This window comes from Agrobacterium tumefaciens (assembly GCF_013318015.2).
Classification (GTDB): domain Bacteria; phylum Pseudomonadota; class Alphaproteobacteria; order Rhizobiales; family Rhizobiaceae; genus Agrobacterium; species Agrobacterium tumefaciens.
Genome location: NZ_CP115841.1, coordinates 1,248,879 through 1,262,304, shown reverse-complemented (window position 1 = coordinate 1,262,304; position 13,426 = coordinate 1,248,879). Strand labels below are relative to the sequence as shown.

11 protein-coding genes are annotated in these 13,426 nt (G+C 59.5%); 8 read left to right on the top strand and 3 right to left on the bottom strand.

Translation table 11 applies throughout. The features are described 5' to 3' along the window. Window positions 1–186: 186 nt before the first annotated feature. The 4 genes from G6L97_RS06305 to G6L97_RS06290 all read left to right on the top strand — a co-directional run bounded on the left by G6L97_RS06305 (window position 187) and on the right by G6L97_RS06290 (window position 4,415). Complete coding sequence (locus G6L97_RS06305; RefSeq protein WP_111783020.1) at window positions 187–1,068, top strand: dienelactone hydrolase family protein; 882 nt, start codon at window positions 187–189, stop codon at window positions 1,066–1,068. Between the two features lie 214 nt (window positions 1,069–1,282). Continuing rightward, a complete protein-coding gene (gene tpiA / locus G6L97_RS06300; protein WP_112155008.1) occupies window positions 1,283–2,053 on the top strand; it encodes a triose-phosphate isomerase in 771 nt (256 codons plus the stop codon). Window positions 2,054–2,168: 115 nt separating this feature from the next. Continuing rightward, window positions 2,169–2,627, top strand: a complete 459-nt coding sequence (gene secG / locus G6L97_RS06295) for a preprotein translocase subunit SecG (RefSeq protein ID WP_065687408.1) — start codon at window positions 2,169–2,171, stop codon at window positions 2,625–2,627. Between the two features lie 150 nt (window positions 2,628–2,777). Beyond that, window positions 2,778–4,415 carry a CTP synthase gene (locus tag G6L97_RS06290; protein ID WP_272438420.1) on the top strand — a complete coding sequence of 546 codons (1,638 nt, stop codon included), beginning with the start codon at window positions 2,778–2,780 and terminating at the stop codon, window positions 4,413–4,415. 66 nt (window positions 4,416–4,481) lie between these two features. Here the strand turns inward: G6L97_RS06290 and G6L97_RS06285 are convergent, their stop codons facing one another. Beyond that, complete coding sequence (locus G6L97_RS06285) at window positions 4,482–5,414, bottom strand: alpha/beta hydrolase (RefSeq protein ID WP_111783022.1); 933 nt, start codon at window positions 5,412–5,414, stop codon at window positions 4,482–4,484. A 208-nt stretch (window positions 5,415–5,622) separates the two neighbouring features. Continuing rightward, window positions 5,623–7,014 (bottom strand): class II fumarate hydratase, encoded by a 1,392-nt coding sequence (fumC, locus tag G6L97_RS06280; RefSeq protein ID WP_026330925.1) that lies wholly within the window; start codon window positions 7,012–7,014, stop codon window positions 5,623–5,625. A gap of 408 nt (window positions 7,015–7,422) precedes the next feature. On the opposite strand from fumC, the gene G6L97_RS06275 reads away from it, so the two are divergent. Next, window positions 7,423–9,360 carry a L,D-transpeptidase family protein gene (locus G6L97_RS06275; RefSeq protein WP_236762574.1) on the top strand — a complete coding sequence of 646 codons (1,938 nt, stop codon included), beginning with the start codon at window positions 7,423–7,425 and terminating at the stop codon, window positions 9,358–9,360. Between the two features lie 235 nt (window positions 9,361–9,595). On the opposite strand, the gene G6L97_RS06270 is transcribed toward G6L97_RS06275, so the two are convergent. Next, on the bottom strand, window positions 9,596–10,297 hold the full coding sequence (locus G6L97_RS06270) for an HAD family hydrolase (protein ID WP_065702480.1): 702 nt from the start codon (window positions 10,295–10,297) through the stop codon (window positions 9,596–9,598). Between the two features lie 192 nt (window positions 10,298–10,489). Between G6L97_RS06270 and rpiA the strand changes: the two genes are divergently transcribed. The 3 genes from rpiA to gor all read left to right on the top strand — a co-directional run bounded on the left by rpiA (window position 10,490) and on the right by gor (window position 13,325). Continuing rightward, complete coding sequence (gene rpiA, locus G6L97_RS06265) at window positions 10,490–11,185, top strand: ribose-5-phosphate isomerase RpiA (protein WP_003515412.1); 696 nt, start codon at window positions 10,490–10,492, stop codon at window positions 11,183–11,185. 16 nt (window positions 11,186–11,201) lie between these two features. Further along, a complete protein-coding gene (locus G6L97_RS06260) occupies window positions 11,202–11,768 on the top strand; it encodes a DUF2059 domain-containing protein (protein WP_013636215.1) in 567 nt (188 codons plus the stop codon). 168 nt (window positions 11,769–11,936) lie between these two features. Beyond that, window positions 11,937–13,325, top strand: a complete 1,389-nt coding sequence (gor, locus tag G6L97_RS06255; protein ID WP_111783023.1) for a glutathione-disulfide reductase — start codon at window positions 11,937–11,939, stop codon at window positions 13,323–13,325. The last annotated feature ends 101 nt before the right edge of the window (window positions 13,326–13,426 follow it).

The window sequence follows — 13,426 nt, the reverse complement described above, 5'->3', positions numbered from 1 at the left end:
CGTCAGAATTTCGCCAAGCGAATCAGTATGCCAATAGGGGCAAGTATAGCGCCAAACGTGCAGGGCGTGTGGCCTAACGCGGCGCACCCTATGCCACGACTATGTCAGGGTTTCGCAACAGGAGGATTGCGCTGCCGCCCTGGCAATGGCAAGTCTCGCAGCCACGAATGAACGGTTAACCAAGTCATGTCCACAGCTCATTTCACGTTTTGTACTCTTTTCTGCCTGACTGTTGCGGCGATGCCGGGCGGTGCCGGGGCGGCGGACGGGCCGCTGCGGCCGTTCAAGGACGAGCTGTTTTCCAGCCAGACAGTGCTTTCCACGGCCGATGGCGGCGCATCTGAGGTGATCGATTATCAGGAGATGCGCGATATCAACGGCCGCGACGAGGTACCGGAACGCCGGGTGAAGCGGCAATATGTGGATATGGCGCCCAAGACAGCGCAGGCGATGGAATCCGTGGCGGTTGAGGGCAGGGCGCTTGAGGTGGGCCGCGTCGGGCCATCATCCGGGCAGGCCTTCACCGTGATCTTCATTCACGGGCGCGGCGGCGACCGGCGGCTTGGCATGAACGACTATACGTTCGGTGGCAATTTCAACCGGCTGAAAAATCTGGCTGTCGCCAATGGCGGCACCTATTATGTGCCGAGCGTACGATCCTTCGATGCCAATGGCGTTGCCGACGTTTCCGCGCTGATCACCTATGCTGCTAGCAAATCCGGCGGCAAGCCGGTGGTGTTGGCCTGCGCCTCCATGGGCAGCTTCATCTGCTACGGCATCAGCCGCGACAAGGCGACGGTCGGCAATCTCAAGGGCATGGCGATCCTTGGCGGCGCGGTCGACCCCGATTTTCCGAAGAGCGCCTTTGCGAAAGCCAAAAAGCCGGTGTGGTTCACCCATGGCAGCGCCGACAAGGTCTATTCCGCCGACAGCCAGGCGACCATCTTCCGCACCTTGCTGAAGGCGGGAGAGCCGGCGCGCTTCACGCTTTTTGAGACAGGCACGCATGGAACGCCGGTGCGCATGACCGACTGGCGGGCGGTTTTGAACTGGATTTTGAGCCGATGAGGTCCAGTTTTGGTTCGACAGGCGCGAATTTCGGCAAATTGACCGACGTTTTGATGCTTATGACTGCTTTTTTGTACCAATTGTCATCAGCTGCGTTTAAGGAAATATTCCGGGATTTCCGGCAGGGTTTCTGTCGCGATTAGGGGCCGCCTGGCGGCTGAGGTAAGGGGTGTTCGCGCAAGCGGCTCTCCGAGACAAAGGGAATGGGATACGCATGACGCCGAATGTTCGACCGCTTGTAGCCGGAAACTGGAAGATGAACGGCACCCGTTCGTCGCTCGATCAGATCAAGGCCATGGCAGAGGGCGTCAAGGGCGCGCTTTCCGAAAAGGTGGATGCGCTGATCTGCCCGCCATCGACGCTTCTTTATGTGGCAACCGCGCTTTGCGACGACAGCCCGCTGATGATTGGCGGACAGGATTGCCACCAGAATGTTTCCGGCGCGCATACGGGTGACATTTCCGCCGAGATGATTGCCGATTGCTTCGGCACCCATGTCATCGTCGGCCACTCCGAGCGTCGCACCGACCATGCCGAGACGGATCATCTGGTCCGTGCCAAGGCCGTTGCCGCCCATCAGGCCGATCTTATCGCCATCGTCTGCATTGGCGAGACGGCGGATGAGCGCAAGGCGGGCCAGACGCTCGATATCCTCAAGCGCCAGCTCGCCGGATCGCTTCCGGACGAGGCAACCGCCGAAAACACCGTCATCGCTTATGAGCCGGTCTGGGCGATCGGCACGGGTCTGACGCCGACCACGAAGGATGTGCGCGAGGCTCATGCCTTCATGCGCGACGAGCTGGTCAAGCGCTTTGGTGATGAAGGCAAGACCATGCGGATTCTCTACGGCGGCTCGGTGAAGCCTGCCAATGCGCTGGAACTGATGGGTGTCGAGAATGTCGACGGCGCACTGATCGGCGGCGCGAGCTTGAAAGCCTCCGACTTCCTTTCCATCTATGCGGCATACGAGCAACTGACGGCTTGAGACACGCTTTCCTGCCACAGTGGCGGGAAAGGGGCTTGGAATAAGCCTTCGCCTCATGTAAAGAGCCGCGAAACCTTCTTTGTAGTGCTCCGCGCGGGGCATGGAATGGATTGTCATGCAGACCGTTTTGATTGTTATTCACCTCATGATCGTGCTGGCGCTTGTCGGCGTGGTTCTGATCCAGCGTTCCGAAGGCGGCGGCCTCGGCATCGGCGGCGGTTCGGGCTTCATGTCCGCGCGCGGAACGGCCAATGCGCTGACCCGCACGACGGGCATCCTTGCCGCGCTGTTCTTCGTGACGTCGCTCGGACTTGGTCTTCTGACCCGGTACGAATCGCGCCCGACGGATATTCTGAACCGTATTCCGGCCACGCAGGGTCAGGGCAACGGTATTCTCGACACGCTCGGCCCGGCACAGACGCCGGCAACGCCGGCTCCGGCTGAGAATGGCGTTCCGACCAACAGCGGCGCTGCAGCACCTGCGCAGACCACGCCTGCACCGGCCACTGCTGGTGAAGCCGCTCCGGCGCCGGCCAAGCCCGCCGATCCGAACGCAGTTCCGACCGGTCAATAAGCCCGGTTATGATTTAACGCTCCGGCAGGCCAAAAGCCTGCCGGTTTTCTTTTGTTTGCATTTCGCCACATCCCATTGCCAATTCGTCAACAGCGAATTTGCAACAGCATGAAATTTGGGCTGGCGGAATCAGAGGTAAAAAGGTATCCGGTGAATCCCATGGCGCGATATGTATTCATCACAGGCGGCGTGGTCTCCTCTCTCGGTAAGGGCATCGCAGCTGCGGCACTCGGTGCATTGCTGCAATCCCGTGGTTATCGGGTGCGGCTTCGCAAACTTGACCCCTATTTGAACGTCGATCCCGGCACGATGAGCCCGACACAGCACGGTGAAGTGTTTGTGACGGACGACGGTGCCGAGACGGACCTCGACCTTGGCCACTATGAACGCTTTACGGGGCGTTCGGCGACCAAGACCGACAACATCACCACTGGCCGGATCTACAAGAACATCATCGACAAGGAACGCCGCGGCGACTATCTCGGCGCAACCGTTCAGGTCATTCCGCATGTCACCAACGAGATCAAGGATTTCGTGACCGAAGGTAATGACGAGTACGACTTCGTCATCTGCGAAATCGGCGGCACGGTGGGTGATATCGAGGCGATGCCGTTCATGGAGGCGATCCGCCAGCTCGGCAACGATCTGCCGCGCGGCACTGCAATCTATGTTCACCTGACGCTGATGCCTTACATTCCGGCAGCCGGCGAATTGAAGACCAAGCCGACCCAGCATTCCGTGAAGGAGCTGCAGGCGCTTGGCATTCATCCCAACATTCTGCTGGTGCGCGCCGACCGGGAAATCCCGGAAGCGGAACGCCGCAAGCTTTCGCTGTTCTGCAACGTGCGTCCTTCCGCCGTCATTCAGGCGTTGGATGTTGCCAACATCTATGACGTTCCGATCGCCTACCACAATGAAGGTCTCGATTCGGAAGTGCTGGCCGCTTTCGGTATCGAACCGGCGCCGAAGCCGCGTCTGGAACAGTGGGAAGAGGTCTGCAACCGTATCCGCACGCCGGAAGGCGAGGTAACGATTGCGATCGTCGGCAAATATACCGGCCTCAAGGACGCCTACAAGTCGCTGATCGAGGCGCTGCATCACGGTGGTTTTGCCAACCGCGTCAAGGTCAAGCTGGAGTGGATCGAGTCGGAAGTCTTCGAAAAGGAAGATCCGACGCCCTATCTCGAAAAGGTCAACGGCATTCTGGTGCCGGGCGGTTTCGGCGAGCGCGGTTCGGAAGGCAAGATCATGGCGGCGCAGTTCGCCCGTGAGCGCAACGTGCCCTATTTCGGGATCTGCTTTGGCATGCAGATGGCAGTCGTGGAAGCGGCGCGTCATCTGGCCGGCATCGAGAATGCCTCCTCCACCGAATTCGGTCCGACGGCTGAGCCCGTCGTTGGCCTGATGACCGAGTGGGTAAAGGGCAATGAGCTGGAGAAGCGCTCCACCAAGGGTGATCTAGGCGGCACCATGCGTCTCGGCGCTTACAAGGCAGCGCTGAAGAAGGACACGAAGATCGCCGAAATCTACGGTTCCACGGATATTTCCGAGCGCCACCGCCACCGTTACGAGGTGAATGTGGACTATAAGGACCGGCTGGAAGAGTGCGGCCTCGTCTTCTCGGGCATGTCTCCTGATGGTGTGCTGCCGGAAACGGTGGAATATCCTGACCATCCCTGGTTCATCGGTGTGCAATACCACCCGGAACTCAAGAGCCGCCCGCTCGACCCGCATCCGCTGTTTGCCAGCTTCGTTGAAGCTGCGGTGGAGCAGAGCCGGCTGGTTTGATGGTTTGAATGAGATGAAGAGGGCCGCTTTTGCGGCCCTTTTTTATTGGGGTGCGCAAAGAAAGCGTCAGGCCAGAAGGTTGTGCTTCCTCAGCCATGCCTCATACCATCCAGGCCATTCTTGCGTGGGGGTTCCGGGCTTGCCCATGCCGAAGCCGTGGCCGCCAGAAATGATTGGGTGAACTTCGACATTCACATCCGCCTTCTCGCACGCCTGCTGCATGATACGGCTATTGGCGGGATTGGAAATCCGGTCGTCATCCGCCTGCGTGAGGAAGACCGGAGGGCAATCTTTGCTCACATGGCTTTCCACTGACCACTCTCGTGTTGCCTCGCCTGTCGGGTGCCTGCCGATAAGTGACCTCCGGGTCGATGTATGGTCATAGGGCGCTGCAAGCGTGATGACCGGATAGATCAGGGCCGCCACATCCGACCGGGCTGATTGCCTGTCGATGTCATCGACTGCTTCGTAAGACGCAAAAGCCGAGCGGGCGGCGGCCAACCCCATCAAGTGCCCACCCGCAGAAAAACCAAGTGCGCCGATCCTGTACGGATCGATCTGCCGGTCCGAAGCGCGTGCACGCACCAGACGAAATGCGCGCTGCGCATCCTGAATCGGTGCCAGCGGTCCAGCAGCCCATCCTTCAATCGGCAGACGGTAGGTGAGGACAAAAGCATAAATGCCTCTGGCCGCGAGCCAGCGTGCGGCGGGATAGGACTCCTTGCCTTCCTCGATGCGTTTATATCCACCGCCACCTGCAATGATCATTGCGGAACCATTTGGCTTTGCGGGAGCGAACACCTCCAGGCTCGGTACGGCAATGTTGGTGACAGCGCCTTTTTTGCTTATATTCGGGACGCCGTTCGGACCACCGCCTCCCGGAGGCGGGCCGGGCCAAAGCGAAATCCATTGCCTATCGCCTTGCGCAAGCAGACTTGGGACTTTCATGGCCGTGGCGAGGAAGGCACCACCAAGAAGCAGGCTGCGGCGGCAGATCATGATGTCATCCTCAATCGTGCACCTGGTTTCGGCATTCTCTGCGGAAGAACAGCTTACGGGGACGATTTAAAAACACCAAGAGTGGTCAGTACAGGGACATCCCAATGCCATGACCCTACACCACGGTCTCATCGCTCATCCGTCAATCGAATAAACAAAAAACGGGCCCGAAGGCCCGTTCTCTATTCCAGCGATAATCTCGACCGGCTTACTTCGGGCCGATCATGTTTTCCGGGCGCACATACTGGTCGAATTCCTCGTTCGTGAGGTATCCGCCGCCGACGGCCTCGTCGCGCAGTGTCGTGCCGTTCTTGTGCGCGGTCTTGGCGATCTTGGCGCAGATGTCGTAGCCGAGCTTGCTGTTGAGAGCCGTGACGAGCATCAGCGAGTTCTCGACGCCCTTCCTGATGTTGTCTTCGCGGGCTTCGATGCCGACGACGCAGTTGTCGGTGAAGGAGACGGCGGCATCGCCCAGAAGCTGGACCGACTGCAGGAAGTTGTAGGCCATCATCGGATTATAGACGTTCAGTTCGAAGTGCCCCTGCGAGCCTGCGAAGGAGAGCGCTGCATTGTTGCCGAAGATGTGGGCGCAAACCTGCGTCAGCGCTTCCGACTGCGTTGGGTTCACCTTGCCCGGCATGATCGATGAGCCAGGTTCGTTTTCCGGCAGCGACAATTCGCCAAGACCGGCGCGCGGGCCGGAGCCGAGGAAGCGGATGTCGTTGGCGATCTTGAACAGGGCTGCTGCTGCGGCATTGATCGCGCCATGCGAGAACACCATGGAATCGTGCGAGGCAAGCGCTTCGAACTTGTTCGGCGCCGTCACGAACGGCAGGCCGGTGATCTTGGAAATCTCTTCGGCAACCTTTTCAGCGAAACCGACGGGGGCGTTCAGGCCCGTGCCGACCGCCGTGCCGCCCTGGGCAAGCTTGGAAAGTGCGGGCAGGGTGAGTTCGATATTGGCAATCGCCGAGGCGACCTGCGCGGCATAACCGGAAAACTCCTGGCCGAGCGTCAGCGGCGTGGCATCCTGCGTGTGGGTGCGGCCGATCTTGATGATCTTTTCGAACTGCTTGACCTTGGCTTCCAGCGCCGTGTGCAGGTGCTTGAGGGCCGGCAGCAGGTGGTGAACGATCTCTTCCACGCAGGCGATGTGCATTGCCGTCGGATAGGTGTCGTTCGAGGACTGGCTCATATTGACGTGGTCGTTGGGGTGAACCGGCTTCTTGGTGCCCATTTCGCCGCCGAGCATCTCGATTGCGCGGTTGGAAATCACCTCATTGGCATTCATGTTGGATTGCGTGCCGGAGCCGGTCTGCCAGACGACCAGCGGGAAATGTTCAGTCAGCTTGCCGTCGATGACTTCCTGTGCGGCTGCGATGATGGCGTCGCCTACCTTGGGGTCGAGGCCTGCAAGCGCCATGTTTGCACGGGCGGCGGCCTGCTTGACGATGCCGAGCGCGCGAACGACAGAGGCGGGCTGCTTTTCCCAGCCGATCTTGAAGTTGCCGAGCGAGCGCTGCGCCTGCGCGCCCCAATAGCGATCGGCCTGAACTTCAATGGGTCCAAATGTATCGGTTTCCGTCCGTGTGGCTGTCATCAATCTTGCCTTTTTACTCGTTTTCCTCCGCCAAAACGGCACTTCGCCCGCCTTGCGCGCGCCGATATATAGAATCATCGCGCTGGCAATGAAAGCGTTGCGAGGCATGCCTGGCAGATATTTCCCTTGGGACAGGGCGATTTTGGCGCTCATCCTGCCCGGTTAAGAAAAAGACCTTGGCGTGTCATTTTTACTACGTCGATAAAAGCCCGGAAAACTGGGGTTTCACCGGCTTGGAACGGCTTGGCCAACCACGGCAAAGTGAATGAAATAAATAGAAATTTAACCATTCTCGCCAATTCTGGAAATTACGTTTTTATGGTTTTGGCCGTAATATGAGGTTCATTTCGGGTGCGTTCTGGACTTCGGCGTTTTCTTTTCAACGGGCCGTCTATCGGCTAGACAAGCATGAAACTGGATGCTCCGTCTTCGTTGGCGGCGCTGGGTGCTACGAGGATCAAATTGCAAGTCACATCTGGAAAAACATCGGCAGCGCTGGTGCTGGCTCTCGGTCTTTCCGTTTCCACCGCTCTTCCCGGCAGCGCCGGCGCGGTAACGCTGCTGGACCTTTTGCGTGGCGGGCCTGGCAAGGTTGCGCGCGATCGCGGTGAAATGCCGCCAGCCGGTATCGTCACCTCGCCGCCGACGGTCGGACCGAGCGCCGATGCATCCGATCCCGAGCCTCTGCCGCGTGTTTCCGGTCCACGTTATTACGATTACAAGGCCGATACCGCACGCGCTGTGAACACCGCCAATTTCGGCGATGGTCTTGCCAATGTGAAGTTCAGCGCCACCCCCGAAATTGGCAAGGCTCTGGAAGCCTATTACGGTGCCGGCGGCAAGGCGCTCTGGGTTTCGGAAGGCGAGCTGACTGCCCGCGCGAACGCCGTCATGGCGTTTTTGGAGACTGTTGGCGAAAGCGGCCTCGATCCGGCCGATTACAGCATTTCAGTACCCGCAAAGGACGTAACCGCCAGCATCAGCGCAGGCGCGAACGCATCCGGCACGCCGGTGGAAGTGGCTTCCGCATCGACCTCCGACGCCTATCAGCGCGCGCAGATGCAGTTCGAGCTTGCGCTTTCCGCCAAGGTTCTGGCCTATGTGCAGGATACGACGCGTGGCCGTGTCGATCCGAACCGGCTGTCCGGTTACCACGATTTCAAGCGCAAGACGGTGAACCTTGCGCCCGTGCTGAAGCTTGCAGGCCTCAGCCCCGATATCGCAGCCTATCTGCGCAGCCGTGAACCTTCGAACGCCGAATATCTGGCGCTGAAGGCCGAACTGGCCCGGTTGCGCAGCGAGGGTGATGCGGCCAACACGGTCAAGGTTCCCGCCGATCTGGTGCTGAAACCCGGCAACAGCAGCGGCGACATGGCGAGCGTCGTCAAGGCAATCGAACATCGCGCTTCGCCTGCCTTCAAGGCGGAACATGCGGCGATCATTTCCGGCTACCAGCAGACGCCGGGTTATACGCCTGATCTCGTTGATCTGGTGAAGGCATTCCAGAGCGAAAACGGCCTGAAGGCCGACGGCGTCATCGGCCGCGCGACCGTGCGTGCCATGGTCGGCGAAAGCAACGACGCCCGGATTGCCAAGGTGCAGGTGGCGATGGAGCAGATCCGCTGGCTGCCGGCCGATCTCGGCCAGCGCTACGTCTTGATCAACCAGCCCGCCTTCATGGCCTATTACCACAATGACGGACAGGAACAGTTCGGCATGAAGGTGGTAGTCGGCTCCAAGGCCAACCAGACCTACTTCTTCCAGGACGAAATCCAGACCGTCGAATTCAACCCCTATTGGGGCGTTCCGCAGTCGATCATCGTCAACGAGATGCTGCCGAAGCTGCGCCGCGATCCGTCCTATCTCGACCGTCTGGGTTATGAGGTACAGGTGGGTGGCCGTGCGGTTTCTTCCACCAGCGTCAACTGGTTCGGCTCCACCAACGCCATTTCGGTGCGTCAGCCGCCAAGCAGCGACAATGCGCTGGGCGACCTGAAAATCCTGTTCCCGAATGCGCATGCCATTTACATGCATGATACGCCTGCCAAGAGCTTCTTCAACCGCGATATGCGGGCGCTGAGCCACGGCTGTATCCGTCTGGTCGACCCGCGCCGCATGGCGGCCGCTGTTCTTGGCACCAGCGTCGACAAGGTCAACGAGCAGATTGCAGCGGGCAAGAACCGCGCCGTGCAGGTGCCGGTGAAGATACCGGTCTACGTGGCCTATTTTACCGCCTGGCCGGACAAGGCCGGCAAGGTGCAGTTCTTCGACGACGTCTACGACCGTGACAGCTACGTCCAGAAGGCGTTTGCGGTAACGACGAAGGCGCGGGCCGCGTCGATTTGATAGAAATCACATTGAGAAAAAGAAAGCGCCGGAAACGGCGCTTTTTTTGTTTGATGGCAAAGTCGCCACATGAATGGTGGCGTTAAACGGCAGCATCCGCACTCCGCCATCCCGGACTTGGTCAGGGGTCCAGTGCGATCAGGTCTTTGATCGCGAAAGAGTTGTATCACGGCGCAGACGCGCCGTGGCTCGATGCCGGATCAAGCCCGGCATGACGGTGGAGAACAGCTCCGTCTCAAGCCGCAGCGGCGCCCTTTGAGACCAGCTGCTCGAACAGCGCGGGCGTCAACGCAGTGAAGTCATCTATCACGACATCCGGTTCGAGTTCGGCCATCGGCACATCCGAATAACCGAAGGTGACGCCGATCGAGGGGACGGCCGCATTTTTGGCGGCGAGAATGTCGTTGATGCTGTCACCCACCATGACCGAGCGCTGCGGGTCGCCGCCAGCCTTTTCGATGGTGCCGAGAATATGGCGTGCATCAGGCTTGCGGAAAGGGAAGGTGTCGCCACAGGTGATGGCGGCGAAATATCGGGTGAGATCCAGTTTTTCGAGCAGCGGGAGCGCAAGGATTTCGGTCTTGTTGGTGCAGACCGCGAGCGTGATGCCAGCTGACGAAAGCGCATCCAGTACGCTGACGATGCCGGGGTAGGGGCGGCTGTCGCCGGGCATTTCCGCGCGATAATGGTCAATGAAACGCTCGTACAGCGGCTCCAGTTCGGCTTCCGGCAATTCTACCTGACGCAGCGCGAAGGCCCGCTTGATCATCACGCGCGCGCCCTGGCCGACGAGATGCGTCAGGTCGTCATAGGTAACGGGGGCAAGACCAGCTGCGGCGATGGTGTGGTTGAGGCTCGAAACGAGATCGGCGGCGGTGTCGACGAGCGTACCATCGAGGTCGAAGATGGCGAGCGGGGAGAGCGGGCGGGATGTCACGGGAACTGGCCTCTTGAGAGAATGCTTTTGGCGATGATATCGGTGCGTTCGTTGTGGCCAAGCCTAGGCAAACGGCTTTGTCTTTGCAACCGCGCCACAACGTTCTGTTCGTTGCCTGCAAAAATGCTTTCGTTTGGCTTTCGACCCGTGTAAACAGCACGGCGACGACAAAGCTACCGGAGTTTCAGGCACATGGATGCCCGCCAGATGAAGATCAAGGCCGCCGAGGCCGCATTGTCCCATGTGCAAGACGGGATGCGACTTGGTATCGGCACGGGCTCTACAGCTGAGGAATTCGTCAGGCTTCTGGCGGAAAAGGTTGCTGCCGGCCTGAAGGTCGAAGGCGTGCCGACATCCGAGCGTACCGCGCGCCTTTGCGTGGAGCTTGGTGTGCCGCTGAAATCCCTCGATGAGTTGCCGGAACTGGACCTTACCATCGATGGCGCGGACGAAGTGGATCACGGCCTGCGACTCGTCAAGGGTGGTGGCGGTGCGCTTCTGCGCGAAAAGATCGTGGCGGCGGCATCCGCCCGCATGATCGTCATCGCCGACCAGAGCAAGGTTGTGGAGACGCTTGGCGCCTTTCCGCTTCCCATCGAAATCAATCCGTTCGGTCAGGTGGCGACACAGATAGCCATCGAGAAACTGGCGGCGCGGTCCGGCCTGTCGGGCGACCTGACGATGCGTTCGTCGGGCGACGGCGCCTTCATGACGGATGGTGGACACCTCATTCTCGACGCATCTTTTGGCCGTATTCCTGATGCAGAAGCGCTTGCACGCGAGCTGAACACTATCCCCGGTGTTGTCGAGCACGGACTTTTCATAAATTTGGCATCGCTTGCCATCATTGCGGGTCCTGAAGGCGCCCGCGTGATGCAGGCAGTATAACAGGAGCGAGATTTTCATGATCAAACTAGCGGGACTGGGCAAAGCTGCCGCTGCTTCGATCCTCATTTCCGGCATCGTGTTCGGTACTGCCGCACGCGCTCAGGAAATTTCGGAAGCGCATATCGCTGCCGCACGGCAGGCGATCGCCTCTCTTGGCGTTACTGACCGTTTCGATGATATCCTGCCGGGTCTGGCGGAACGTCTGAAGGCCGAACTCATTCAGGCATCGCCGAATGTGCAGGACGCGATCACCGCGACTGTCGACGCCAAGGCACTTGAGCTTGCGCCGCGCCGCGCCGATCTGGAACGCGAGGCAGCACTCACCTACGCGCGCGCCTTCTCCGTCGAAGAGCTGAACGCCATCTCCACCTTCTACAGCAGCGAAGCCGGCAAGAAGCTTCTGAAGGACGGCCCTATCGCCACGCGCGAACTGATGAAGGCTGCCGACATCTGGGCCGCGGGCATCAACCGCGATCTGAACACCTCCAGCATGACCGAATTGCAGAAGGTGGCCGGCGCTGATCTGAAGCCGCTTCCGGCCGATCAGGGCAACACCGGTGGCGCTCCGGCTCACAAGCCCTGAGTGAAATAGATAGAGCGTCGGGTCCCAAAGCTCACGTTCAGAAATATTCAAAGCCCGGCCGCAAGGTCGGGCTTTTCATTTGTGCATCGCAGCACCTATATGTGCCATGAATACGCCACAGCCCGCCTTGAGGCCGATGGCACGTGGTTTTGATCAGGGGTTTTGACTATGACAGCTTATGACTACGATCTTTTCGTTATCGGTGGCGGCTCGGGCGGCGTTCGCAGCGCTCGCGTTGCCGCCTCACTCGGCAAGCGTGTGGGAATTGCCGAGGAATACCGTTACGGCGGAACCTGCGTCATCCGTGGTTGCGTGCCGAAGAAGCTGTTCGTTTATGCCTCGCAATTTCCGGAGCATTTCGAGGATGCCGAAGGTTTCGGCTGGAGCGTTGGCGAGCGTCGTTTCGACTGGAAAAAGCTGATCGAAGCGAAAGACAGGGAAATTACCCGTCTCGAAGGGCTGTACCGCAAGGGTTTGGATAACGCCAAGGCCGATATTTTGGACAGCCGTGCAGAGCTTGTCGATGCGCATACCGTGAAGCTGACGAAGACCGGTGAGACCTTCACGGCCGAGCGTATCGTGATTGCCGTTGGCGGTACGCCGAACGAACACAAGGCGCTGCCCGGCCACGAGCTGACGATCTCCTCCAACGAGGCTTTCGACCTGGAAGAGCTGCCGAAATCGATCCTGATCGCTGGCGGTGGTTACATCGCCGTGGAATTCGCCAATATCTTCCACGGACTCGGTGTCGAAACGACGCTGATCTATCGCGGCAAGGAAATCCTTTCGCGCTTCGATCACGATATGCGCAAGGGCCTTCATGAAGCGATGGAAGCCAAGGGCATTCGCATCATTCTTGAAGACGTCATTCAGGAAGTGGGCAAGGACGGTGCGGGCGGCTTTGTGGCACGCACGAAGCAGGGCAACTCGCTGCATGTCGGCCTGGTGATGCTGGCGCTCGGTCGCGATCCGAATACGCATGGTCTAGGCCTTGAAAATGCCGGTGTGAAGGTGGATGCGCGCGGCGCGATCATCGTCGATGAGTATTCGCGCACGAACGTTCCCAGTATCTTCGCACTGGGCGACGTCACCGACCGGGTACAGCTGACGCCGGTGGCGATCCACGAGGCCATGTGCTTCATCGAAACCGAGTACAAGAACAACCCGACCAAGCCGGACCACGAGCTTATTGCCACTGCGGTGTTCTCGCAGCCGGAAATCGGCACGGTTGGACTTTCTGAAGAGGAAGCGGGCAAGAAATACCCGGAACTGGAAGTCTATCGCGCGCAGTTCCGTCCGATGAAGGCAACGCTGTCCGGGCGTCAGGAAAAGACGATCATGAAGCTGATCGTCAATGCCGCCGACCGTAGGGTCGTCGGCGCGCATATTCTCGGCCACGAGGCGGGCGAAATGGCGCAGCTCCTCGGCATCACGCTGAAGGCCGGATGCACCAAGGACGATTTCGATCGCACCATGGCGGTTCATCCGACAGCGGCCGAGGAACTGGTGACGATGTATTCGCCAAGCTACCGCGTGGTGAACGGCGAGCGCGTGTAACGCCGTCGCTTGCGCGACGTGATCACGTCTCCGCCTTGCTCGCCACCACTTGAAAACCGTTGTTTTCCGGGTGGTGGCGGGTTTATTAAATCGTTTGAATT